The sequence below is a fragment of the Promicromonospora sp. CA-289599 genome (assembly GCF_050936155.1).
In the GTDB taxonomy this organism is placed as follows: Bacteria; Actinomycetota; Actinomycetes; order Actinomycetales; family Cellulomonadaceae; genus Promicromonospora.
In genome coordinates this window covers 1,788,453-1,812,902 of the sequence record NZ_JBNJNI010000001.1, presented here as the reverse complement: position 1 = coordinate 1,812,902, position 24,450 = coordinate 1,788,453, and the positions used below count along the sequence as shown (strand labels likewise).

General features: G+C 72.3%; 15 protein-coding genes. 6 read left to right on the top strand and 9 right to left on the bottom strand.

What is annotated here, in order from left to right; genetic code table 11:
• The first annotated feature begins 88 nt into the window (after positions 1-88).
• Positions 89-3,652 carry a proline dehydrogenase family protein gene (locus ACQEVI_RS07910; protein WP_432896561.1) on the top strand — a complete coding sequence of 1,188 codons (3,564 nt, stop codon included), beginning with the start codon at positions 89-91 and terminating at the stop codon, positions 3,650-3,652.
• Between the two features lie 68 nt (positions 3,653-3,720).
• Here the strand turns inward: ACQEVI_RS07910 and ACQEVI_RS07905 are convergent, their stop codons facing one another.
• From ACQEVI_RS07905 to ACQEVI_RS07875, 7 genes are all read right to left on the bottom strand, one after another.
• Entirely contained in the window at positions 3,721-4,713 is a 993-nt protein-coding gene (locus tag ACQEVI_RS07905; protein ID WP_419705575.1) for a LacI family DNA-binding transcriptional regulator, read from the bottom strand.
• Between the two features lie 29 nt (positions 4,714-4,742).
• Positions 4,743-6,344, bottom strand: a complete 1,602-nt coding sequence (locus ACQEVI_RS07900) for a GH1 family beta-glucosidase (RefSeq protein WP_432896558.1) — start codon at positions 6,342-6,344, stop codon at positions 4,743-4,745.
• Positions 6,345-6,352: 8 nt separating this feature from the next.
• Positions 6,353-7,270 (bottom strand): carbohydrate ABC transporter permease, encoded by a 918-nt coding sequence (locus tag ACQEVI_RS07895; RefSeq protein WP_432896555.1) that lies wholly within the window; start codon positions 7,268-7,270, stop codon positions 6,353-6,355.
• Complete coding sequence (locus ACQEVI_RS07890) at positions 7,267-8,286, bottom strand: carbohydrate ABC transporter permease (protein ID WP_432896552.1); 1,020 nt, start codon at positions 8,284-8,286, stop codon at positions 7,267-7,269. Before ACQEVI_RS07890 ends, ACQEVI_RS07895 begins: the two co-directional genes overlap by 4 nt.
• Positions 8,287-8,396: 110 nt before the next feature.
• Entirely contained in the window at positions 8,397-9,728 is a 1,332-nt protein-coding gene (locus ACQEVI_RS07885; RefSeq protein WP_432896549.1) for an ABC transporter substrate-binding protein, read from the bottom strand.
• A 191-nt stretch (positions 9,729-9,919) separates the two neighbouring features.
• The gene (locus ACQEVI_RS07880) at positions 9,920-11,266 is read right to left on the bottom strand and encodes an ABC transporter substrate-binding protein (RefSeq protein WP_432896546.1); all 1,347 of its coding nucleotides are present in this window, start codon (positions 11,264-11,266) and stop codon (positions 9,920-9,922) included.
• 274 nt (positions 11,267-11,540) lie between these two features.
• Positions 11,541-12,095 (bottom strand): DUF2505 domain-containing protein, encoded by a 555-nt coding sequence (locus ACQEVI_RS07875; protein WP_432896543.1) that lies wholly within the window; start codon positions 12,093-12,095, stop codon positions 11,541-11,543.
• A gap of 166 nt (positions 12,096-12,261) precedes the next feature.
• Here ACQEVI_RS07875 and ACQEVI_RS07870 point away from each other — a divergent pair, with 166 nt between their 5' ends.
• Positions 12,262-13,740 carry a sensor histidine kinase gene (locus tag ACQEVI_RS07870; protein WP_432905858.1) on the top strand — a complete coding sequence of 493 codons (1,479 nt, stop codon included), beginning with the start codon at positions 12,262-12,264 and terminating at the stop codon, positions 13,738-13,740.
• A 218-nt stretch (positions 13,741-13,958) separates the two neighbouring features.
• Here ACQEVI_RS07870 and ACQEVI_RS07865 read toward each other — a convergent pair whose 3' ends face one another.
• A complete protein-coding gene (locus ACQEVI_RS07865) occupies positions 13,959-14,207 on the bottom strand; it encodes a WhiB family transcriptional regulator (RefSeq protein ID WP_026365970.1) in 249 nt (82 codons plus the stop codon).
• 287 nt (positions 14,208-14,494) lie between these two features.
• Here ACQEVI_RS07865 and ACQEVI_RS07860 point away from each other — a divergent pair, with 287 nt between their 5' ends.
• Positions 14,495-14,917, top strand: coding sequence for a hypothetical protein (locus ACQEVI_RS07860; protein ID WP_432896540.1), 423 nt, complete (start codon positions 14,495-14,497; stop codon positions 14,915-14,917).
• On the opposite strand, the gene ACQEVI_RS07855 is transcribed toward ACQEVI_RS07860, so the two are convergent.
• The gene (locus tag ACQEVI_RS07855; protein ID WP_432896537.1) at positions 14,865-17,957 is read right to left on the bottom strand and encodes an FtsK/SpoIIIE domain-containing protein; all 3,093 of its coding nucleotides are present in this window, start codon (positions 17,955-17,957) and stop codon (positions 14,865-14,867) included. The genes ACQEVI_RS07860 and ACQEVI_RS07855 overlap by 53 nt on opposite strands.
• 410 nt (positions 17,958-18,367) lie before the next feature.
• Here ACQEVI_RS07855 and ACQEVI_RS07850 point away from each other — a divergent pair, with 410 nt between their 5' ends.
• The 3 genes from ACQEVI_RS07850 to ACQEVI_RS07840 are packed head-to-tail and all read left to right on the top strand — an operon-like array spanning position 18,368 to position 24,444.
• Positions 18,368-19,201, top strand: coding sequence for an ABC transporter ATP-binding protein (locus ACQEVI_RS07850; protein WP_432896534.1), 834 nt, complete (start codon positions 18,368-18,370; stop codon positions 19,199-19,201).
• 11 nt (positions 19,202-19,212) lie between these two features.
• Entirely contained in the window at positions 19,213-21,804 is a 2,592-nt protein-coding gene (locus ACQEVI_RS07845; RefSeq protein ID WP_432896531.1) for an ABC transporter permease, read from the top strand.
• A 3-nt stretch (positions 21,805-21,807) separates the two neighbouring features.
• Positions 21,808-24,444 (top strand): FtsX-like permease family protein, encoded by a 2,637-nt coding sequence (locus ACQEVI_RS07840; protein WP_432896527.1) that lies wholly within the window; start codon positions 21,808-21,810, stop codon positions 24,442-24,444.
• The last annotated feature ends 6 nt before the right edge of the window (positions 24,445-24,450 follow it).

Genomic DNA, 24,450 nt, shown 5'->3' with positions numbered 1-24,450 from the left:
CACAGGGCCGCGCGGTTGGCGAAAACCAGTGCGGACAGCGAGTGATCTCGCCAATACATGTGAGCAGTTTCGGGTGCACTCTGGAGGAATGAAGACCTCCGCCCGGCGCGACCGCGCCGCTTCCGCCACAGTCCCGACCGGGGGCGCGGGCGCACCGGACAGCGCCACGCCTCAGGCTCCGACCGAGCCGACCGTGCAGCCCGCCGCCGACACCCTCGTCGAGGACGCCGTAGCCCTCGCCAGGACCTGGATCGGCACCGCCACCGGCACGGACGCCGGTTCGGAGACTGTCGGCTCCAAGACCGGCTCCAAGGCAACCGGCTCCAAGACCGACCGAGCCGTGGCCCGCGCGTCCGCCGCCCTCGGCGCACTCGTGTCCGACCCCGCCGGCCTCGAGCTCGCCGTCGGCTTCGTCGACGACGTCGCCCGCCCGCAGGACACCCACGTCGCCGCGAAGGCTCTGGCCAGGCTCGGCAAGCAGGCCGGCAGCGCCACCTTCCTCAGCCCCGCCGACCGCGCCCTGTTCCGGGCAGGCGCCCTGGCCGCCCCGGCGTTCCCGGGCATCGTGGTCCCTGCGGCCCGCGCCCGCCTCCGCCAGCTCGTGGGTCACCTCGTGGCGGACGCCGGTGCCGGGCTCACCGCCCACCTCGCCCGCACCCGGGCCGAGGGCTACACCCTCAACGTGAACCTGCTCGGCGAGGCGGTGCTCGGCGCCGAGGAGGCCGCAGGCCGGCTCGCCCGCACCATCGCGCTCGTGGAGCGTCCGGACGTCGACTACGTGTCGGTCAAGGTCTCCAGCGTCGCCGCGCAGCTCGTCACGTGGGACCTCGAGGGTTCCCGCGACCGCGTCGTCGAGCAGCTGCTGCCGCTGTACCGCGCCGCGCGCGACCACGGTGTGTTCCTCAACCTGGACATGGAGGAGTACCGCGACCTCGCCCTGACCACCGCGGTGTTCACCGAGATCCTGGGCCGCGACGAGTTCCGCGACCTGGAGGCCGGCATCGTGCTCCAGGCCTACCTCCCGGACGGGCTGGGCGCCCTGGACGGCCTCACCGAGTTCGCCACCCAGCGGGTCGCCGACGGCGGCGCGCGCATCAAGGTGCGCATCGTCAAGGGCGCCAACCTGGCGATGGAGCACGTCGAGGCCACCCTGCACGACTGGCCCCAGGCGCCCTACACGTCCAAGCCCGGCGTCGACGCCAACTACGTCCGCATGCTCGACCACGCGCTGCGCCCTGAGCGCGCGCACGCGGTCCGCATCGGCGCGGCGTCGCACAACCTGTTCCACGTGGCGCTCGCGATCCTGCTCGGCCGGGCGCGCGGCGTCTCCGAGGCGCTCGACATCGAGATGCTGCAGGGCATGGCCCCGACGGAGGCCGCGGCCGTGCGCGACGAGGTCGCCAAGGACGCCGGCCGCGTGGTGCTCTACACCCCCGTGGTGCGCGACGAGGACTTCGACGTCGCCATCTCGTACCTGGTGCGGCGCCTGGAGGAGAACGCGGCGGAGCAGAACTTCCTGCACGCGGCGTTCGCCCCGGCTTCGACGGCCTCGTCCACCGAGGCCCCCATGGGCCGGCAGGAGGCCGCCTTCCGCGCGTCCGTCGAGCTGGGCGTGCACTACTCGCCCGAGGACGTCACCCCGCGCCGCCGTCCGCGCCCCGCGCCGCAGCCGTTGACGGGACCGTTCCGCAACGCCGCCGACACCGACCCCGCCGTCGCCGAGCACCGCGCGTGGGCCCAGCAGGTCACGGGCCCGCTCTCCGGATACGTCCCGGCGCTCGCGGAGCCGCTGGCGACGTCCGCCCAGGTGGACGACGTCGTGGCGCTCGCCCGCCGCGCCGGCGCCGCATGGTCCAAGGTGTCCGCCACCGACCGGGGCCGCGTGCTCCGCGCGGCGGCCAAGCACATCGAGGCCGCCCGTGCCGACCTCGTCGCCGCCATGGTGCACGAGGCCGGCAAGACCGTCGCCGAGGCAGACCCCGAGGTCAGCGAGGCCGTGGACTTCGCCGCGTACTACGCGCAGGCGGCCGAGGCGCTCGACCCGACGTCGGAGGCCTGGCCGGGTGCCCGCTTCACCCCGGACGGCGTCACCCTGGTCACCCCGCCGTGGAACTTCCCCGTCGCGATCCCGATCGGCGGCGTGCTCGCGGGCCTCGCGGCCGGGACCGCGGTGATCGCGAAGCCCGCGCCGCCGACGCCGCGCTGCCTGGAGATCGCCGTCGAGGCGGTGCACGCCGCGCTCGACGAGGTCGCCCCGGCGATCGGGCTGGACTCGGCACTGGCGCGTTCGGTCGCGCAGTTCGTCCGCGTGCCCGACGGCGACCTCGGCCGCAGGCTCGTGACGCACGACGGCGTGTCCCGCGTGATCCTGACGGGCGCCATCGAGACCGCCGAGATGTTCGCGTCCTGGCGGCCCGAGCTGCCGGTGCTCGCCGAGACGTCCGGCAAGAACGCGCTGGTCGTGACGCCGTCGGCGGACCTGGACCTGGCCGTCGCGGACGTCGTGCGCTCGGCCTTCGGGCACGCGGGGCAGAAGTGCTCCGCCGCGTCGCTGGTGATCCTCGTCGGCTCGGTGGGCGACCCGCGCAGCGCGACCGGCGAGCGGTTCCGGCGGCAGCTCGTCGACGCCGTGTCCTCGCTCGCCGTCGGCCCCGCGACCGACCTGGCGACCGTGATGGGGCCGCTCACCGAACCGGCGCAGGGCAAGCTCCTGCACGCCCTGACCACGCTGGAGACCGGCGAGACCTGGCTCGTCCGGCCGCGCCGGCTGGACGCGGTGGCCCGCGAGGCGGGCCTGGGCCGCGGCAGGCTCTGGACCCCGGGCGTGCGGGACGGCGTCCGCCCCGGCTCGTTCTTCCACCTCACCGAGTGCTTCGGCCCGGTGCTGGGCATCATGACCGCCCGCACGCTCGACGAGGCGATCGCGCTGCAGAACGCCGTATCGTTCGGCCTCACCGGAGGCATCCACTCCCTCGACGACACCGAGGTGGCGCACTGGCTCGACCGGGTGGAGGTCGGCAACGCGTACGTGAACCGGCACATCACCGGCGCGGTGGTGCAGCGCCAGTCGTTCGGTGGCTGGAAGGCGTCCTCCGTGGGACCGGGCGCCAAGGCCGGTGGGCCCAACTACGTCGCGCAGCTCGGCCGGTGGGAGGACGCGGCGGACGTGCCCTCGCGCACTGCCGACCCGTCCGGCTGGCTCGCCTGGGCACGCGCCGACGACGACCGTGCCTGGGTGACCGAGTTTGCCCCCGCGCACGACCCCTCGGGGCTCGGCGTCGAGTCGAACGTGTTCCGTTACCGGCCGGTCCCCGGCATCACCGTGCGGATCGGCGCCGACGCCCAGGACGTCGAGGTGCAGCGCGTGCTGGCCGCCGCCGCGAGGGCGGACGTGCGGACGACCGTCGTCGGGCAGCGGGAGATGACGGACGAGGCGTTCGCGGACGCCGTCGCCGACGGGGTGGTGACCGGCCGGATCCGTGTGGTGGGCGAGGCCCCCGGCCTGCGCGACGCGGCGGCGAGCCGCCTGGGCACGGTGACCGTGCTGGACGCCCCGGTCCTGGCGAGCGGCCGCCGCGAGCTCCTCACGATGCTCCGCGAGCAGGCGCTGAGCCGCACGATGCACCGCTACGGCCACCAGCGCACCACCTGACCCTCGTTGAGTGCTGGGTTTTCGCCCTTCCTCGTACCTCAGAAGGGCGAAAACCCAGCACTCAACGGTTACGCGGAGTCGCCCTCTATCAGGCGGGGGGCGAAGATGCGGCGCTCGTCGCGGACCGGGCGGCCCGCTACCAGGTCGACCAGCATGCTCGTCGCCGCGCCGACCATCTGCACCACCGGGTTGTGCACGGTCGTCAGGCGGGGCGACGTCGTCTCGGCGATGCCGAGGTCGTCGAACCCGACGACCGAGACGTCGCCGGGCACCGACCGGCCGCGGTCGGCGAGCACGCGCAGCGTCGCCTCCGCCATCAGGTCGGACGCGGCGAAGATGCCGTCCAGGTCGGGGTGCGCGTCGAGGAGCCGGGCGGCCGCGACGGCCGCCCCGGCGACCGTGAAGTCGCCCTCGACCACTGCGTCGTCGGGCAGGCCGGCGTCGCGCAGCGCGTCCCGCCACCCGACCATCCGGTCCACCCCGGCCGGCATGTCGAGCGGTCCGGTGATGGTGCCGATGCGGCGGCGGCCGCGATCGATCATCCGCTGCGTGGCGATGCGCCCGCCCGTGACGTTGTCGACGTCGACGTAACGCAGGCCGCGCGAGAACATCGGGTCGGGCTCGAAGAGGCGACCGACGAAGACGGCGGGCAGCATGGTCGGCCCGAGCTCGGTCTCGAGGTGGTCGCCACGGTGGTGCGACGCCACGATGACGCCGTCCACGTGACCGCTGCGCAGGTAGCGGCCGACCCGCCCGCGCTGCTCGCCCGGCCGGGCGAGCAGCAGCACGAGCTGGAGATCGGTCCCGGCCAGCCCCTCGCTGACACCCGCGAGGGTGCCGCTGAGGAACGGGTCGGTGAGGATGCGCTGGTCCGGCTCGGGCACCACGAGGGCTATCGAGTCGGTCCGCCGGGTCACCAGCGACCTGGCGGCGCGGTTCGGTGCGTACCCGAGGCGCGCGACGGCGTCGTCGACAGCCGCCTGCGCCTCGGGGGAGACTCGCAGGCCACCGTTGATGGCGCGCGACGCGGTCGACCGGGAGACCCCGGCCGCCTGTGCCACGTCATCCAGGGTGGGTGGGCCTGAGGTCGTCACGCCTGGGGAACCGCCTTGTCCTCGCCGGTGGTGTCGCCGTCGCCAGAGTGGCCGGGGCGCGTCAGGACCGATGCAGAACGCTCCGGAACGGCATTGGTCCGCGCGACCTGACCGTACCAGCGGCCCGACGCCTTCACCGTCCGCTCCTGCGTCTCGTAGTCGACGCGCACGAGCCCGAAGCGCTTTCCGTAGCCCCACGCCCACTCGTAGTTGTCGAGCAGCGACCAGCCGAAGTAGCCGCGCACGTCGGCACCCTCGTCGATGGCGTCCTTGATGGCACGCAGGTGCACGTCGATGAACTCGAGCCGGTCCTGGTCGTCCACGAACCCGTCCGGTCCGACGACGTCCTCGTACGCGCTGCCGTTCTCCGTCACGTACAGCGCGATACCGCGCGGCCCCGTGTAGTCCCGCTGCAGGCGCAGGAGGAGCCTGGTCAGGCCCTCGGGCTGGACCTCCCAGTTCTGGTCCGTGACGGGCAGGCCGCGCGGGTGCGTGTACGCGCCGTCGCCACCCGGGAACGGGGACGACGACGGGCGGGTGACCGGGGCGCCACCCTCCAGCGGCCGCTCGGCGGGCGTCGCCGAGACGGCGTTGCCGTGGTAGTAGTTCACGCCGAGCGAGTCGATGGGCGTCGAGATGATCTCGAGGTCGCCGTCGTGGATGTGCCGCTCGAGGCCGTACGCGCGCACGTCCTCCAGGACGTCCTCGGGGTACGCGCCGCGCAGGATCGGGTCCGCGAAGATGCGGGTGAACCCGCCGTCGAGCCGGCGTGCGGCGTCGACGTCGGCGGGGTCGTCCGGGTTCACCGGGTCCTCGACCTCGAAGTTGAGCGTGATGCCGAGGTTCGCCTCGGGCGCCCGCTCCCGCAGCGCCTCCACGGCCAGGCCGTGGGCCAGCGAGAGGTGGTGCGCGGCCGCGAGGCCGTCCTCGCGGGACTGGCGGCCCGGCGCGTGCTGGCCGCCCGTGTAGCCGAGGAACGCGGCGCACCACGGCTCGTTGAGCGTGGTCCACACGTCGACGCGGTCGCCGATCGCCTCGTGCATGGTGACGGCGTAGTCGCGGAACCGGTACGCGGTGTCGCGGCCCGCCCAGCCGTTCGACTCGGCCTCGATCGCCTGCGGCAGGTCCCAGTGGTACAGCGTGAGCCACGGCAGGATGTCCGCGCCGAGCAGCTCGTCGACGAGCCGGTCGTAGTACGCCAGGCCCGCCGGGTTGACCGCACGGCCGCCCGGGACCACGCGGGACCACGAGGTCGAGAACCGGTACGCCTTGATGCCGAGGTCCTTCATGAGCGCGACGTCGGCGGGGTAGCGGTGGTACTGGTCGCAGGCGACCTCGCCGTCCTCCTGACCGAGCACGGCGCCCGGGACCTTGGCGAAGACGTCCCAGATGGAGTCCTCGCGGCCGTCCTCGTGGGCGGCGCCCTCCACCTGGTAGGCGGCGGTGGCCGCACCCCAGAGGAACCCGTCCGGGAAGCCGACAGTGCCCGTGGTGTTGGCGGTCGGCGCCGTCCGGGGTGCGGTGGGCGTGTACGGCAGCGCGATCCCCGGGGCCGGCTCGCGCCGTGCCTCCGCGGTCGTCTTGACGTTGAGTGTCATCCCCTGGGTCATCCCTTCACAGCTCCCTGCATGATGCCCGCGACGAGCTGCTTGCCGACGAAGGCGAAGATCACCAGCAGGGGGAGCGTCACGAGGAACACTCCGCCCATGACGAGCGAGTAGTCCACGAAGTAGTTTGCCTGCAAGGACTTCACGACGAGCGGTAGCGTCGGATTCGACGAGCTGAGCACGATCGAGGGCCAGAAGAAGTTCGTCCACTGCTGGACGAACGTGAACAGCGCGAGCATCGCCGCGGCCGGGCGGGCGGCGGGCAGCGCGATGCTCCAGAACGTGCGGATCATCGACGCGCCGTCCACGCGCGCCGCCTCGATCAGCTCGTACGGCAGCGCCTCGGACAGGTACTGCGTCATCCAGAAGACGCCGAACGCGGCGACCAGCGACGGAACGATGACCGCCTGCAGCTTGCCGATCCAGTCCAGGTCCGACATGAGGATGTACATCGGGATCACGCCGAGCTGGGTCGGGACCGCCATCGTCGCGATGACGAACACGAGCAGAGGCCCGCGGCCGCGGAAGCGCAGCTTCGCGAACGAGAACCCGGCGAGGGTCGAGAACAGCACGACGGCGGCAGAGACGACCACCGCGATGATCACCGAGTTCGTCAGCGCGAGCCAGAAGTTGATCTGGGTGGCCTCGATGACCGTCCGGAACTGGGTGAACAGCGAGGAGTCCGGCAGCCACTGCGGCACGGGGTTCTGCGAGATCGCGATCGGCTCCGACGAGCCGAGGAGCAGCGTGAAGTACAGCGGGAAGGCCGAGATCAGCAGCGTGATGCCGAGCAGCGCGTAGACGATCCAGCCGGCGCGGCGGTTGGTGCTGCCGATGGACGTTCGCGCCCGACGGCGGAGGGCGGCCTTGGCGGCACCCTCACCAGCGGTCTGGGCGGTGACAGCGACGGAGCTCATGACTTACCCCCGGTAGTGCTCTTGCGCCTGGACTTCTTGACAGCTGTGCCCGACGACGAGATCCGCCGCGTGACCAGGAAGTTCACGAGACCGATCAGGACGATCAGGAGGAACAGCATCCACGCGACGGCGGACGCCCTGCCCATGCTGCGCTGGTCGCCCCAGGCGAGGTCGTACAGGTACACGACGGTGGTCATCCAGTTCTGGTCCGGACCACCGAGCCCGGCGGAGTCGAAGAGGCGGACCTCGTCGAAGATCTGCAGGCCGCCGATGGTCGACGTGATGACGACGAAGATGATGGTGGCGCGGATCTGCGGCACCGTGATGGAGAAGAACTGGCGCACGCGGCCGGCACCGTCGATCACCGCTGCCTCGTAGAGGTCGCGCGGCACCGCCTGCATCGCGGCGAGGAAGATCAGGGCGTTGTAGCCCATCCAGCGGTAGTTGACCATCGTGGCGATGGCGACGTGGCTGGCGATCCGGTCGCCGTGCCAGGCGATCGGATCGAGCCCGACCGCGGAGATCATGGCGTTGATCAGGCCGTACTGGTCGGCGAACAGACGGCCGAAGATCATCGAGACCGCGACGGGCGCGACCACGTAGGGGATCAGCACACCCATGCGCCAGAACGTCGCCGCCCGCAGGTTCTGGTCCAGCAGGGCCGCGATGATGATCGCGATGATCACCTGCGGCACCGAGGAGAACACGAAGATCGAGAGCGTGTTGACCAGGGCTTTCCAGAACGTGGGCTGGGCCAGCACCCACGTGAAGTTCTCCAGGCCGACGAAGTCGCCCTGCCCGCCGAGCAGGCTCCACTCGTGCACCGAGACGAATGCGGTGTACCCGAGCGGGAAGAGGCCGGTCACCGCGAACAGGATGAAGAACGGCGAGATGTACAGGTAGGGGGAGAGCTTCACGTCCCAGCGGCCGAGCCGCTGGGAGAAGCCGATTCTGCGCGACTCGCGCTGTGGCGCACCGGAGCCCGGTGCCGGTCGTTGGGGTGTCAGAACAGCCATCTCATCTTCCGCCGCGTCATCGTCGGTTGGTCACTTACGTGCTGACGTGTCAGACACACAGGTCACCGGGGTGACCTGTGTGTCTGACACGTCAGGTTTTACGGCTGGGTTCAGCCGAGGGCCGAAGCCTTCTCGACGGCCTCGTCCCAGGCCTCGTCGGCGTCCTGCGACTTCGTGACGTCGACACGGTTGAGCGCGTTGGTGACCTCGTCACGGATGGCGAAGTAGTTCGCGCCCTTGAAGGGGGCGCTGTCGATGCTCTGGGCGCGGGCAGCGAAGATCTCGCCCACCGGCGCGTCGTTGAAGAACGGGTTCGTGAAGCTCTGGACGGCCTCGGACCCCTGCGCCTCGACCTGCGACGGGAACGTGCCCGCCGACTCGAAGAACCGGGTCTGCTGCTCGGGCGCGGTGAGCCACGCGGCGAGCTCCTTCGCCGCCTCGGCGTTCTCGCCCGAGGCGGGGACGGTCAGGAACGAACCGCCCCAGTTGCCGCCGCCACCGGGGAAGACGTTGGCGACGTCCCAGCCCTCGACGCCACCGGCGCGCTCCTCGACCGGACCGGTCATCCAGGCCGGGCAGATCATCGTGGCGAACGCGTCGTTCTGGAAACCGGCGTCCCAGTCACCCTCCCACTGCACCAGGCCGGCCGACAGGCCGTCCTCGACCGAGGCGGTGATCTCGTCGTAGAGGTCCTTGACCTCGGTGTTGTCCGCGAGGGGCTTGGGCTCACCGGTCGCAGCGTCCTCGAACGCCTCGGGGAGCTGGTTGACCATGCCCTGGAAGGTGCCACCGACGCTGTCGTACCAGGCGGCGTCGGACTCCTTCACGAACTCGCGGCCCGCGGCGAAGTAGTCCTCCCACGTGGCGTCCTCGCCGCCGAGGAGCTCGGCGACCTCTTCGCGGTCGGTCGGCAGGCCGGCCTCCTCGAACAGGTCGGAGCGGTAGCAGATGGCCTCGGGGCCGATGTCGGTGCCGTAGCCGATGACCTTGCCCTCGGGCGTCGTCGCCTGCTGGACCTTCCAGTCCACCCAGCGGCCCTCGAGCTCGGGGTCGGCCAGGTCGGTGAACAGGTCCGGGTACTGCGTGAGCTCCGGCAGCCAGTCGACCTCGATGGCCTCGATGTCAGCCAGGCCCTCGCCACCGGCGGCGAGCTTGGTGGTCAGGTTGGTGCGAGCGTCGTCGCTGGTCGCAGCGGTGACGTGCTCGACCTTGACGTTCGGGTGCTCCTCGGTGTACTCGGCGAGCACCTCGTCCGTGTAGCCGAAGTTGTTGAACGTGGCGACCTTCAGCGTGATGGGGCCGTCGTCCGCGGTGTTCTCTCCGTCGGAGCCTTCGTTGGACCCACCACAGGCGGTGAGGGCGAGGGCGACGACGGCGGCACCGGCGGTCGCCTGAAGGGTGCGCGCGGCGGCGCGCCGTGTGGGTCGGGTACTGCTCAGCACTGGGGACTCCCTTGTCGTGCGGTCTGGGGCTAGCGGTAAAGCTCGGTGCGGTCGCGTCACGTGCGGGCACGCCTGCGTACCGGCGCTGGAAGCGCTCCCAAAACTAGGTGTGGTAGCGCTCCCACGGGCACTGATCGTTGCGCCGTCGACCGGGTCGTGTCAAGACGGGTAGCGGGCGAAGACTGCGCGCCTTACTCCTTGACCCGGAAGTCGCCGACGGTCTGCACTGCCCGGTTCCAGGCGATCTCCGGACCGCTGCTACCGGTATCGACTGCGGTCAGAGCGTTGCCCACCTCGTCGCGGAACGCGAAGTAGTACGGGCCCTTGTAGGGGGCGCCGTCGATGGACTGCGCCCGGGCCGTGAAGATCTTGCCCACCGGGGCGTTGTTGAAGAACTTGTTGTTGTAGCCCTGGACGGTCTCGGAACCCTGCGCGTCGATCTGCGACGGGAACGCACCGGCGGTCGTGAAGGCCTGCGTCTGCTGCTCGGGAGCGGTGAGCCAGGCGGCGAGCTCCTTCGCCTCCTCGGTGTACGCGCCGGCGGACGGAACCGCCAGGAACGAGCCGCCCCAGTTGCCGCCGCCGCCGGGGAAGACGTTGGCGACGTCCCAGCCCTGCACACCCGTGGAGTAGGACTCGATCGGGCCCATCATCCAGCCAGGGCACAGCATGGTCGCGAAGGCGTTCTCCTGGAAGCCTGCCGCCCACTCGGGTGACCACTGCACGAGGCCGGCCGAGAGCCCGTCGTCGATCGCCGAGGTGATCTGGTCGTAGACCGAGCGGACCTCGTTGTTGGTCGAGAGGTCGAGGGGCAGCTGCGTCGCCGGGTCCTCGAACGCGGCGGGAAGCTGGTTGACCATGCCCTGGAACGTGCCGGTCGCGCCGTCGAACCAGGCGACGTCGGACTGCTGGGCGAACTGGCGGCCCACATCGAAGTAGCGCTCCCAGGTCGCGTCCTTGCCGCCGAGGAGCTCGGCGACCTCTTCGCGGTCGGACGGCAGACCGGCCTCCTCGAACAGGTCTGCGCGGTAGCAGATGGCCTCGGGGCCGATGTCGGTGCCGTAGCCGAGCAGCTTGCCGTCCGGCGTGGTGGCCTGTGCCACCTTCCAGTCCACCCAGCGCTTGCTGACGTCGGGGTCCGTCAGGTCCTCGAACAGCTCGGAGTGCTGCATCAGCTCCGGCATCCAGTCGACCTCGGCGGCCACGACGTCCGCGAGCTCGGCGCCGTCACCCGTCGTGAAGGCCTTGAGCATCTGCAGGCGGGCCTCGTCCGACGTGGGGGCCACGATGTGCTCGACCGTGACGTTCGGGTGCTCCTTCGTGTACTCCGCGAGCAGCTCGTCGGTGTAGCCGAAGTTGTTGAACGTCGACACGGTCAGCGTGATCGGGCCGTCCTCGTCGCCGCCGTCGCCCGTCGGGCTCTGCCCCAGGAGCGAGCCGCAGGCGGTGAGGGGCAGGACGGCGGCCGTGAGCGCGGCGAGGACCGCGCGTCGGGGGGCGACGGTCCGGCTTCGGACCGGTCCGTTTTTGCTGGGCACTGGGACTCCTCGTGATCGGGACTCGTGTGTGTCGGGGCTTGAAAGCGATATCAGAGCACAAAGTTGCCCACATCCGACACGAATGTTCGCTCAGGTTCTAGCATCTGCCGCCCGAAAAGGGCAGGGGTTGAAGCCATACTGGTGCATTGGGGTGCCCGAGATGGCGAGGTTGCGCCAGGACCGAGCACGGGTTGGCAAGGGTGTCGCCACGGTAGCGGTGCTCGCGGCGACCGTGCGGCGGGCGCCCACGGCGGGGCGTCCGGAGCGGTGCGGCTCAGGCCGTCCCGGTGCGCTTGCCGGCGAGCCAGTCACGGCCGGCCTCCGCCTCGGTCTCGAGAGTCGTCCGCACCGCGGTGACCGCGGCCTCCTCGATCACCGAGCCGAAGAGCGGCACCGTCGCCCGCACGTCGCCCGCATAGACGAGACGCGTCCCGCCGTCGGGCAGCGTGGTGAGGGCCGCCGTCGCGGTGACCCGGACCGGCGCGCCCATGATCTCGACGGCCACCGTTCCGGTGCGCCGGCCCTCGGAAGCCGCCTCCCAGGCCTCGGCCTGGCGGATCTCGAGGTGGGCGCCGACGAACGGGCGTGCCTGCACGGGGATGATGTCGGTGGGCAGGGTGCGGCGTACCACCACGGTGAAGCCGGTCTCCGCGGTGCCTGTGACGTCGGCCTGCTCGACCACACCGTTCACGGATCCGGTGGAACGCTGGGCACGCCACCGCACGAACGACTCGTCGGCGAGCATCGTGGAGACGTCGGCGATGTCCGCGGGGAACGTCAGGTCCACTGTCAGGTGCACGGGCTCTTCCTCCTCGCGACGACGGGGCATGCCGGTGGTGGAACTCTAACCCGACACGTTGCGTGCGTCCGATAGGCACCGGTGACACCGCGGACGGGGGCCAGCAACGGGCCGTGCACAGCGTCCGCAACGGGCTGCGCACCGGGCCCGCACCGGGCGATGGACGGTTCCGGCATAGGCTGGGCGCGTGTCCGCGATGAGTGACCTGATCCTTGAGCACGCCGATCTCGAGCCCGCCGACGTCGAGTGGCTGCATCTGCTGGTCGGCGACTGGCAGGTGGTCTCGGACCTGGCGTTCGCGGACCTGGTGCTGTGGCTGCCCACCGACGACGGGCGGTTCATCGCGATCGCGCAGTGCCGTCCCTCGACGGGCGCGACCGTGCACTACGACGACATCGTCGGCTCCTTCGCGCCCGAGGGGCAGCGCCCGCAGCTCGCGAAGGCGATGGCCGAGGCCAAGGCGCAGCGGGCCAGGGAGCCGCGCTGGTTCGGCGCGTACGCGGTGCGCGAGGAGGCGGTCCCCGTCGTCCACAAGGACACGGCGATCGCGGTGATCGCGCGGCAGACCAACCTGGGCTCGGGCCGCACGCCGTCGCGCCTGGAGCTGAACTACGTCGAGGCAGCCGACGACCTCGTGGCGATGATCCCGCGCGGCGAGTTCCCGCTGCCGAACGCGGCGACCGGGTCGCGGCGCGGCGCGCCCCGCGTCGGCGACGGCCTGATCCGCCTCAACTCCGAGGGCGAGGTGCTGTACGCGAGCCCGAACGCCCTGTCGTGCTTCCACCGGCTCGGCGTCATCGGCCCGCTCGTGGGGCAGTCGCTCGTCGAGGTCACCGCCGACATGGTCGAGCAGCTGAAGCCCGTCGACGAGTCGCTGCCGCTCGTCGTGATGGGCCGCGCGCCGTGGCGCACGGACATCGAGGCGCACGGGGTGTCGCTGTCCCTGCGTGCGATGCCGTTGACGGACCGCGGCCAGCGCATCGGCGCCGTGCTGCTGTGCCGTGACGTCTCCGAGCTGCGGCGGCGCGAGCGGGAGCTCATCACCAAGGACGCGACGATCCGCGAGATCCACCACCGGGTCAAGAACAACCTGCAGACGGTGTCGGCGCTGCTGCGGCTCCAGGCCCGGCGGATGGACGTGCCGGCCGCGAAGGAGGCGCTCGAGGAGGCCATGCGGCGCGTCTCGACCATCGCGCTGGTGCACGAGAGCCTCTCGCAGACGCTGGACGAGCAGGTCGAGCTCGACGACATGGTGGGCCGGGCGCTGCGCCTCACCGCCGACGTCGCCTCGGCCGGGACCTCGGTCCGTACGGTGCGCACCGGTTCGTTCGGCATGGTGCCCGCGCAGGACGCGACGCCGCTCGCGCTCGTGCTCACGGAGCTGGTCACCAACGCGGTGGAGCACGGGTTCGTGGGCCGCACGGTGGGCACCATCAACATCGGCGTGGAGCGGGAGAACTCGGCCCTGCGGGTGGTCGTGGCCGACGACGGCGTCGGGCTGTCGCAGAACGGCGATGGCGCGGTGGGCCCCGGCAGCGGGCTGGGCACCCAGATCGTGCGCACGCTGGTCACCAACGAGCTCGGGGGCACCATCGAATGGTCGACCCGCGAGGGCGGCGGCACGCAGGTGGAACTGCAGCTGGTGCTGCGCGTGGCCGATTCCTCGCGGTTCTGAGCCGGGCGGCCTCTGAGCCGGGCGTCCTGAGCACCGCGTCGCGGCATCGGGACCGGCATTCGGGCACACAAGAACTGGGCACACAAGAACTGGGCGCCAAGAACTGGGCGCGCAGTTCACGCGCACCCAGGTACAGCCGAAATGGAATGACGCGAGCCGCGCCCGAGCGAAGGGGGGAGTGCTCAGGCGCGGCTCGCGGAGAAGCTGTGGTGCGGAGGTCAGCCCGCGCGACGAGCGCGTGCGGTGCGACGCTTGAGCGCGCGGCGCTCGTCCTCGCTCATACCGCCCCAGACGCCGGCGTCCTGGCCGGACTCGATAGCCCACTTGAGGCAGGTATCGACGACGTCGCAGCGACGGCACACGGCCTTGGCCTCCTCGATCTGCAGCAGGGCGGGGCCCGTGTTACCGATCGGGAAAAACAGTTCGGGGTCCTCTTCGAGGCATGCTGCGCGGTGGCGCCAGTCCATGGTCACGTACTCCTTGGAAGGAACTACCCGCCGTCCGGCTCGCCAAGTGGGAGCATCGTCGTCGTGCGTCTGGGGCGCACAGGTCTGGTTGTGGATCGGATTTACGATCCCTGTGCGCCAGGCGACAACCGACGGGGGTTTGTTCGGGGTGTGGTGGCTTGCTGCGTCTAGGTTCACACGCTCGTGAACGCTCGCACAAGGGGTTACGGCGAAGTTTCTTCATCGTGAACCCTGAGGTATCCGTCACACTATTGTGAATAAGCCGCTCACCAGTATCCTAGTCCGTCATGCCAGTACTGAAAGCCTTTTTCGCGCGCGGTGTCCCGGTGTTTCTTCGTGCCCTCGTGATCGGCGTCCTGATCGAGGTGATCGGCCTCGTTGCTTTCGCCGTGGCATTACTTGGTGAACTCCTTACTGGCGGTTCCTCCTCACTCGGGGTGAGCCTCTTTCTGTTTTTCTTCCTCCTGGGTGTCGCCTGGGTTCTCGTTGTGTCCTGCCGGGCTCTTCTCGCGGGACGTCGTTCAGGCCGCGGACCCGTCGTGACCTGGCAGCTCTTTCAGATCGTCGGTTCGGTCGCGGCGACCGGCAGCGGCACCGGGGTCTCCGTCCCGGGTGGATGGGTGGCTCTCACGATCGCCGTGGTAGTGGGCGGTCTGCTCATGACGCCATCCGTCGTGGCGGCGACGTCGGAGACCGGCTCCGAGGACTGATCCGAGGACTGATCCGAGGACTGATCCGAGGACTGATCTGGGGCTCCAGCACCTGGCAGAGCACCGGTTCGCCTCGGCCGCACCATGCCGCACGGCCCGGTGGGCCACCCGAACCGGCGAGCGCCACCGGCGCCCCGAGCACCACGTCGGCCGCGCGGTCGGTGCCGAGCAGCACCAGCCGCGGCCCTACCCGTGCCGACAGACCGCCCACCGAGGGGCTGTCTGCTGCGAGCGCGAACGCTACCGCTGACTGCAACGCTGCTGGTGGCAGGGTGCCGCGCACGTCCTCTGCCGCGTCGACGAGCACCAGCGTGCGGGTCGGGCCGGTGTCGGTGTCTGCGTCGGTGGCCGTGCCGACGGCTGCGGCGGTGAGCACGTCGGCGACGGCCCCCGCGTCGTCCGGGCGGGCGGTCCCGCCGTAGCCGGGAAACTGCTCGAGGGGCGCGAGCGAGCGCGGATCGCGGGTGATCCCTCGTACTGTCCAGCCCTGCCGCAGGGCGTCGATCGCGAGGGTGACCAGTGCCGTGGTTCGTCCTGAGCGTGCCCGTCCGACGACCGCTAGATGGCCGTCGCCAGGTTTCCACGTGACCGTCGTGCGACGCTGCCGGTCCGGGTCGTCGCCGAGGGCGAGGACGAGTCCTGTGCGGTCGCGCCGGGTCGCCGGTGGCAGGACGGAGACTGTCGCCCGGTGGGGGAGCTGCGGCAGCCACGGCGGGGCGCCCGGGACATGGCCCAAGTTGGCCGCGGCACGGCGGGCCGCGTCGACGACGAGCGCTGCGGCGTCCGGCCGTGTGGTATCTGGCCCTGTGGTATCCGGGTGTGCGGTATCCGGGTGTGCGGGATCCGGCCGGCCGACGGGTGGCTGGTCCGGTGTGCTGCGGGGAGCCGCGGGCCAGGCCGGGGCACGGTGCACCAGGGGGAGCTCGGCATCGGGCGGTGCGGTGACGTGCGCGCACTGCAGGGTCACGGGCGGTGCGGATCCCAGGCGCAGGACCGCCCGGCCCGGTGCCGCGACCGGGATGCGCGCCGCGGCGGGATCGTCGAGCACGTCACGCGACTCCAGGGGGTTGGTGACGCGGAGCGCGATCCGTGCACTGACGTTGGCCCGCAGGTCAGGCCCGACGGCCCCGCCCGGCCGCTGCGTCGCGAGCACCAGGTGCACACCGAGCGACCGCCCCTGTGCCGCGACGCGCAGCAGGGCCGGCAGGAACTCGGGCAGGTCGTCGGCCAGCGCGCGAAACTCGTCGATCACCACGACGAGCCGGGGCAGCACGCCGGGCGGCAGGGCGGCGACGTCCGCCACACCGTGCGCTGCGAGGACCCGTTCACGGCGGCGCAGCTCCGCTCGCAGCCCGGAGAGCGCCCGTGCCGCGAGCCCCGGCTCGAGGTCGGTGACCTGGCCGACGACGTGCGGCAGTCCCGGGCACGCGCCGAGGCTGGCGCCGCCCTTGAAGTCGACCAGCACGAGGGCCAGGTCGGCGGGCGAGCGGGTCAGGGCGAGCCCGAGCACGAGGGTCTGGAGCAGCTCCGACTTGCCCGAACCGGTAGTGCCGGCGACGAGCAGGTGCGGCCCGTCACGCACCAGGTCGAGGCGTACGGGTGCGCCGTCGGTGCCGGTGCCCAGCGGCACCGCCCAGCTGTCCGTACTGCCCCAGACCGTCGCGAGCGCCCGCGGTCCGGGCACCTGGGCAAGGCCGTGGGCCCTGGTCAGGGGTACGACGGCGGGTAGGAGGACGTCTTCCGGGCGTCCGGCTCGGCCGCCCGGCTCGGGTCCGGTGCGGCCGAGCCGGGCGGCACCGGCGAGGAGGCGAGCCAGGTGCTCGGCCCATTCGGTGGTGACGCCGACGAGCGGCACGGTGCGGGCCGTTCCGTCGGGTCCGGTGATCCGGACGCGGCGGGCGTCGAGCACGTCGGCCACGGCGCGGCACCCGGGCGGTACGGCTCCGACGGACACCACGAGGTGGTCGTCGGGGCCGGCAAGGGGACGGGCAAGGGGACCGGGGGGCGTTGCGGCAGAGTCGCCGTCGTCCAGGACGAGGACGAGCGGTCCGCCCTGGGGGAGCCAGCGGGCCCAGGACCAGCCACGGGTGCCGGGGCCGACCCGTACCTCGGCTCCCCGTGCGGCACGGTCGGCGACGAGCGCGCGGGCGACGGAGCGGGCCAGCTCCCGGGGTCCGAGCACGGCGACGACGCCGTCGTGCAGCAGCCGTTCCCAGGGGCTGTCGGACGGCGGGGGTATGAGGCGTGAGGGTGTCCCAGGGGGAGTGCCCGGGCCGCCGGGCGTGCCGGAGGCGTGTGCCGTGGCGTGGGCGGCCAGCGCGGCGGCCCAGGCGCCTGGCGACACGTGGTGCGCGGCGTGCGCGAAGGCCAGGAGACCGCCCGGCCCCGGCAGCTCCCGCGACCGGTCCCGCGGCGCGCCGTCGGTCCTGGCCCGCTGCCGGGCGGCACGGAGCTGCGGAAGCGCCACAACCAGGCCTACCAGCGCAAACACCGCCAGGAGCGGCTGGCGTAGCGCTGCGGCGAGGCTCAGCGACGCGGCGGCAGGGAGCAGCGTGAGCGTCCAGTGCACACCGCTGTGCGGGGGCATGGTGCGGGGCGCGAGCCACGCTGCTGGGCCGCCCGTCCTGCGGACCTCGACGCGCCCGTCCCGCCGCATGCGGACCCAGGCACGGAGGACGGCCAGCGGTCCGCTGACTCCGACCACGATCCCGGCGTCGGGCCCGGTCACGCGGGTGACGAGCCAGGGCTGGGCCGCGGCGGACCGTAGATCAGGACCCGGCGCAGGTCCGGCCCCGCACGGGCCCGGTCGCAGCACCCCGAGGACCGCGCCGGGCAGCAGGGGGCGCTCGCCGACCATCTGGTCGTCGGTCAGCGGTTCGCCGTCGACGGCGAACGTGGCGTACCGCAGCTCCGGACGTCGGACGAGCGAGGCGAGGGGCGCACGGAGGTCGGCCAGGCGGGTGCCGGGGCGCAGGAGGAGGTCCTCACCAGGGTGCAGGGTCACGCGCACGGCGCCGTCGGACGACGGGGGTCGGGTCATGGACCTCAGCCTTGTCGTTCAGGTGCCCAGATCGGGACCGTTGCGGGGATTCCTGTGCACGATGCCGGTTTCCACAGGCTCGCCGTCGTGTTCGCTACGGCACAACCCCTGGGTGACTGCCCCTACTCGGGGTCGGCCGGATGTACGACCAGGGGATGACACGGTCCGGGAAGGATCAGGCCGACGCCCGATGCCCAGACCGGTCCCGGCTCCGTAGGTTCGTATCCGCCGGCCGTACCGGGGTCAGACCCGGGAAGGCCGGACCACTTCCGGGCGGCGAGCAGGGGACCTCCCCGCACGCACCGCCCGGCGCGAGCCGCTACCGGCGGCCGTGCCGCAGAGGCCTGCGGCACGGCCCGCAGCGCCCGCCCGCGGTACCAGCAGCGATCGACGACTCGAGGAGAAAACTCGTGGACACCACCGTGTACGTCCCGGCGGACCAGCCGGCCCCCATGCCGGGCAGCTCCGCCCGCGCCGTACGGGCCCGGAACCTGACCAAGACCTATGGGAAGGGTGAGGCGACCGTGCGGGCCCTGGACGGGGTGGACGTCGACTTCGAGCAGGGCCGGTTCACGGCGATCATGGGCCCGTCGGGCTCGGGCAAGTCGACCCTGATGCACCTGCTGGCGGGTCTGGACTCGGCGACGAGCGGGCAGGCGTTCCTGGGTGACACGCAGATCACGGGTCTGAACGACAAGGCGTTGACGCGGTTGCGTCGGGATCGGGTCGGGTTCGTGTTCCAGCAGTTCAACCTGCTGCCGATGTTCACGGCGGAGCAGAACATCACGCTGCCGGTGGAGCTGGCGGGCGGGAGCGTGGACCGGGCCTGGTTCGACACCCTGGTGGAGACCCTGGGGTTGAAGGGGCGCCTCACGCACCGGCCGGGTGAGCTCTCCGGTGGGCAGCAGCAGCGTGTCGCGATCGCGCGCGCGTTGATCGCGCAGCCGGACGTGGTGTTCGCGGACGAGCCCACGGGGAACCTGGACTCGCGTTCGGGGGCCGAGGTGCTGTCGTTCCTGCGGCGTTCGGTGCGGGAGCTGGGTCGCACGATCATCATGGTCACGCACGACCCGTCGGCGGCTGCGTACGCGGATCGTGCGGTGTTGATCGCTGACGGCCGGATCGCGGGGGACATCAGTGATCCCACGCCTGATTCCGCGATGGCCGGCCTGGACGCGCTGCGTACCCTCGAACCCGCCGTCGCCAGTGGTCCGGGCAGCACGACCAGTGCGGCAGGTGCCTGATGGCCGGCTCCATGCCCGCAACCCGCCTCACCCTGGGGCAGATGCGTCGTAGCGCGGGCCGGCTGGCGTCGGCAGGTGTCGCCATCGCCATCGGCACCGCCTTCGTCGCCGCCACGCTGCTGGCCGGCAACATCATCACCAGCACCACGTACGCCCAGGTCTCGGCGACCCTCGCCGACTCCGACCTGGTGGTCTTCGACGACGCCCAGTCCCTGACCGAGGCCGACGTCGAGGCCGCCCGGGGTGTCGAGGGCGTCGCCGCCGCCGACGCGCAGGAGACGTTCTACACGGAGCTCAACCACGGCGGGAGGTCGATCTTCCAGGGCGTGGTCGGTGCAGCGTCCGACCCGCGACTCACGCCGCTCCAGGTGTCCGACGGCGAGTGGCCGGCGGCCGGCGACGAGATCGCGCTGCCCGAGGACGTCGCCGAACGGCTCGGCGTCGGCCTCGGCGACGCCGTCTCCTCCTCCCGCTGGGTGACGGACACCGAGCCGACGAGGCTCGAGGACGGTTCGGAGACCTACGAGGGTCACGAGGTCGTCGACAAGCTGACGGTGGTCGGCCTCGTCCAGGACCCGTACGACGCCTACAGCGCCATGGGCGGCGTCGCCGTCCTGAGCGCACCCACGCTCGCGCAGTGGATGTCCGACGAGTCATCGCCGGACATGTCGTCGACGACCGGCACGATAGTCGTCGCGCTCGACGACCCCGCCGCCGTCGAGTCGGTGCGCGCCGCGCTGGCGGACGCAGTCCCCTCCGCTACGGACGTCACCACCACCGACGAGCACGCCGAGCAGATGGTGGCCGGCATGTCCGGCGGTCAGGACCTGGTCTTCCTGATCTTCGTCCTGACGTTCGCCGCCGTCGCGCTCGTCGTGGCGGGCCTCGTCATCGCGAACACCTTCCAGGTGCTCGTCGCGCAGCGGTCCCGCACCCTCGCGCTGCTGCGCTGTGTCGGGGCCGGCACCGGTCAGCTCTACCGCAGCGTCCTCCTCGAAGCGGCGATCCTCGGCACGCTCGCATCCCTCGCGGGCATCGTCGTGGGTACCGCGCTGGTCCAGGGCGGTCTCATGGTCGCGCCGGCCTTCGACCTCGGTGTGCCGCTCCCCGAGACCGTCGAGCTCAGCGCACCCGTGTTCATCGCCCCCCTCGCGGTCGGCATCCTCGTCACGCTCACCGCCGCCCTCGCCCCGGCGCGTGCGGCCTCGCGGGTGGCGCCCCTGGCCGCGCTCCGGCCGGCCGACGCCCCGACCCTGGGCAAGGGCGCCGGGCGGGCCCGCGCGGTCCTCGCGACGATCATGTCCGTCGGCGGCTTCGCGTCGCTGGCCCTGGGGATCGTGCTGGGCCTGCAGGGACGCATCGACGTCGGCCTGCTGGCCGCCGTCGGCGGTGGGTCCGTCTCCCTGATCGGCGTGATCATCGGCTCGGTGTTCTGGCTGCCGAAGGTCGCCGCGGGCATCGGCAGGCTCGTGGGCGCGGCAGGGCCGTCGGCCCGCCTCGCGGCGGCCAACACGCTCCGCAACCCGCGCCGGACGGCGGCGACGTCCACCGCGCTGCTCATCGGCGTGACCCTCGTCGGCATGATGACGACGGGCGCCGCCAGCGCACGCACCACCCTGGACAACGAGCTCGACGCCCAGTTCCCCGTCGACGTCGACGTCGCGACCACCACCTACGACGGCGAGCAGATGGCCGCCATGCCCGGTGCGGTCGCCGACGTGGTCGACGGCGTCGACGGGCTGCGGTCCACCGCGGCCGTCACCGACGCATCGGTCTCCACGGCGGGCGACGAGCAGTGGATCCCCACGCTCGCGGCGGCACCCGACCAGCTGCGCGACGTCGTCAACACGCCGGAGGACTTCGGTGCGCTGCAGCCCGGGACGCTCGTCGTCCCGGACGGGGTGGCCAAGACCTACCGGCTCGAGGGCCGGGACCAGATCGAGCTCACCGGCCCCGGCGGGACGACGACCCTCGACGTCGTCGGGGTCGACGCCCAGTACGCGTACGCGTTCCTCGTGCCGCAGGACCTCGCGACCATCCATCCGGATCTCGAACCCAACCGCGTATGGGCGAGCGTCGCCGAGGGAGAGGACGTCGCCGCCACGGTCGCCTCCGTGCAGGACGCGGTGTCCACCACCGACGAGGTGGTGGAGGTGACCGGCGCGGTGGTCCAGCGCCAGAGCTACCAGCAGGTGATCGACGTGATCCTCGGCATCGTGGTGGGCCTGCTGGCAGTGGCAGTGGTGATCGCCCTGATCGGCGTCGCCAACACGCTGTCGCTGTCCGTCATCGAGCGCACCCGGGAGAACGCCATGCTCCGGGCCATCGGGCTCTCGAAGGCGCAGCTGCGAAGCATGCTCGCCATCGAGGGGATGCTCATCGCCGGCGTGGGGGCGGCGCTGGGGGTGCTGCTCGGTGTCCTGTACGGCTGGGCCGGCGCCACCACCGCGCTCTCCTCGATGGGCGACGTGCCGCTCGTGATCCCGTGGGCCGACATCGCGATGGTGCTCGGCGTTGCCCTCGTGGCCGGGCTGCTCGCCTCCGTCGTGCCGGCGCGGGCCGCCGTCCGCACCCACCCGGTGGCGGCGCTCGCGGCGGAGTAGCCCGTGACCACCGCCCCCGTCACCCGTCTTGCCCTGCGCCAGCTGCGGCACAGCGTCCGCCGGCTCGCCGCGGCAGGCGTCGCCGTGGTCATCAGCACCGCGTTCGTGGCCGCGACGCTGCAGGCCGGAGACATCGTCACCCGCACCACGTACGCCCAGGTGTCAGCGCAGTACGCCGCCGCCGACCTCGTGGTCTTCGAACGCGACGGCACCATGACCTCCGCCGACACTGAGGCGGTACGCGCCGTCGAGGGTGTGGCGGCGGCCGACGGGTTCCGCGGCGCCTACGCGGAGCTCAGCCACGGCGGCCGGACGGTCCACCAGTCGCTGGTCGCCAACCCCTCCGACCCGCGGCTGTCGCCCCTGGTCCTGGTCGACGGCGCCTGGGCCGACCGCCCCGTCCGGGCCGACCGCCTCGACCGCCCCGACCAGATAGTGCTCCCCGTGGACGCCGCGAAGCTCTTCGGCGTCTCCGTGGGCGACACCATCGCGTCGACCCGCTGTCTGCGGGGCGGCGACCCCGCCGCCGACAAGGACGGCGCCGAGTGCTACGGCGGCCAGGAGACCACCGAGCAGCTGACGGTGTCGGGCATCGTCGACGATCCGCAGGGCACCTACGCGGCGGGCGGCGGCGTCGCGGTCATCACCGCCGGGGCGCTGGAGCAGCGGATCGCCGACGAGGCGGGCGCGGCCGAGCCGCCAGGCATGAGGACGCTCGTCGTCGCCCTGGACCGGCCCGGCGACGAGGCCGCCCTCGAGGCGGCGAAGAGCGCCCTCGCCGCGGCCGTCCCGTCCGCCACCGAGATCACCACGCCCGAGGAACGCGCGGAGGACGTCGTCTCGGCGATCTCCGGCGGCCAGAACATCGTCTACCTCGTCTTCGCCCTCGCCCTCGCCGCCGTCTCCCTGGTGGTCGCGGCACTCGTCATCACGAACACGCTCCAGGTCCTCGTCGCGCGACGGTCGCGCGACCTCGCGCTCCTGCGCTGCGTGGGCGCGAGCACCGGACAGGTCTACCGCGGCGTCCTGCTCGAGGCCGCGGTCCTCGGCACGCTCGCCTCGGCCGTGGGCGTCGTCGTCGGATCCCTGCTCGTGCAGGTCGGCCTCATGGTCGCGCCAGGGTTCGACCTCGGCGTCGCCCTGCCGGCGACCATCACCCCGAGCGCCCCCGCCCTCCTGATCCCCCTCGCGGTCGGTCTCCTGGTGACCCTCGCCGCCGCGCTCGCCCCGGCCAAGGCCGCGTCCCTCGTCGCCCCGCTCGCCGCCATGCGCGCCGCCGCCGCACCCGGCCCGCGCGGGCCTGCTCGCGGCAGGGCGGTGCTCGCCGTGCTCGCCACCGTCGGCGGGCTCGCGCTCCTGGCCGGGGGCGTGGCCCTCGGGACGTCCGGCAGCATCGACGTCGGACTGTTCGCCACGGTCCTCGGTGGTTCCCTGTCGCTGGTCGGTGTCATCGTCGGATCCGTCTTCTGGCTGCCCCGCGTCGCCGCCGCGTTCGGGCGCGTCGTGGGCGTCGGAGGACCGGCGGCACGACTCGCGTCGGCCAACACCCTGCGCAACCCGCACCGGACGGCGGCGACGTCCACCGCGCTGCTCATCGGCGTCACCCTGGTCTCGATGATGACGGCCGGCGCCGCGAGCGCCCGGGTCGCGATGGACGAGAAGCTGGACGAGCGCTTCCCCGTCGACCTCCAGGCCACGAGCACCACGTACGACCGGGACGGCTCCGCCGCGGCCGTTCCCGCAGCGGTGCTCGACGCCCTGCGCGGCGCCGACGGGCTGCGCACCGTGATCGAGGTGACGGGTGTGTCCGCCGAGCGGGCGGACGGGGGGAGGCCGGTCCAGCTCGCCGTCGTCGACCCGGAGGCGTTGCGGTCGGTCGCGAACACCCCGGTCGACGCGGACGCGCTGCGGCCGGGCACCCTCGTGGTCCCTGAGCGGGCGGCCGAGCTGTACGGCCTGGCGGGCCTCGACGCGATAGAGCTCACCGGGCCGGACGGGGCCGCGATCCTCGACGTGGTGCACACGGACTCCCAGGCCGACCGTGCCTATCTGACGCCGCAGGACCTCGTCGCCTTCGACGCGGGCGCCGCCGCTGGCGAGGTCTGGGCGAAGGTCGACGAGGGCCAGGACGCCACCGCCGTCGTCTCGGCCGTGCAGGAGGCCGTCTCGACCACCGGGGAGACCGTGCGGGTCGCCGGGATGTTCGTCGAGCAGGCCGCCTACCAGAGAATCGTCGACGTGATCCTCGGCATCGTGGTCGGGCTGCTGTCCGTGGCCGTGGTCATCGCCCTCGTCGGGGTGGCCAACACCCTCTCGCTGTCCGTCATGGACCGCACCAGGGAGAACGCCGTGCTCCGGGCCATCGGGCTCTCGAAGGCACAGCTACGGGCCACGCTCGCCGTCGAGGGCATGGTCATCGCCGCGGTGGGCGCCGTGCTCGGCGTGGCGCTCGGCCTCCTGTACGGCTGGGCCGGCGCCACGACCGCGCTGTCCGCCCTCGGCAGCGTGCCGCTCGTGGTGCCGTGGACCGAGATCGCGGTGGTCCTCGGCGTCGCGCTGGTCGCAGGCCTGGTCGCCTCGGTGGGGCCCGCGCGGGCCGCCGTCCGCACCCATCCGCTGGCGGCGCTCGCGGCGGCGTGAGGGGTG

Bases quoted from the DNA above. Each gene is read 5' to 3' on its own strand.
- ACQEVI_RS07910 (WP_432896561.1), top strand. From the start codon at position 89: ATGAAGACCTCCGCCCGGCGCGACCGCGCCGCTTCCGCCACAGTCCCG.
- ACQEVI_RS07900 (WP_432896558.1), bottom strand. From the start codon at position 6,344: ATGACACTCAACGTCAAGACGACCGCGGAGGCACGGCGCGAGCCGGCC.
- ACQEVI_RS07895 (WP_432896555.1), bottom strand. From the start codon at position 7,270: ATGAGCTCCGTCGCTGTCACCGCCCAGACCGCTGGTGAGGGTGCCGCC.
- ACQEVI_RS07890 (WP_432896552.1), bottom strand. From the start codon at position 8,286: ATGGCTGTTCTGACACCCCAACGACCGGCACCGGGCTCCGGTGCGCCA.
- ACQEVI_RS07875 (WP_432896543.1), bottom strand. From the start codon at position 12,095: ATGCCCCGTCGTCGCGAGGAGGAAGAGCCCGTGCACCTGACAGTGGAC.
- ACQEVI_RS07870 (WP_432905858.1), top strand. From the start codon at position 12,262: ATGAGTGACCTGATCCTTGAGCACGCCGATCTCGAGCCCGCCGACGTC.
- ACQEVI_RS07865 (WP_026365970.1), bottom strand. From the start codon at position 14,207: ATGGACTGGCGCCACCGCGCAGCATGCCTCGAAGAGGACCCCGAACTG.
- ACQEVI_RS07860 (WP_432896540.1), top strand. From the start codon at position 14,495: ATGCCAGTACTGAAAGCCTTTTTCGCGCGCGGTGTCCCGGTGTTTCTT.
- ACQEVI_RS07855 (WP_432896537.1), bottom strand. From the start codon at position 17,957: ATGACCCGACCCCCGTCGTCCGACGGCGCCGTGCGCGTGACCCTGCAC.
- ACQEVI_RS07845 (WP_432896531.1), top strand. From the start codon at position 19,213: ATGCCCGCAACCCGCCTCACCCTGGGGCAGATGCGTCGTAGCGCGGGC.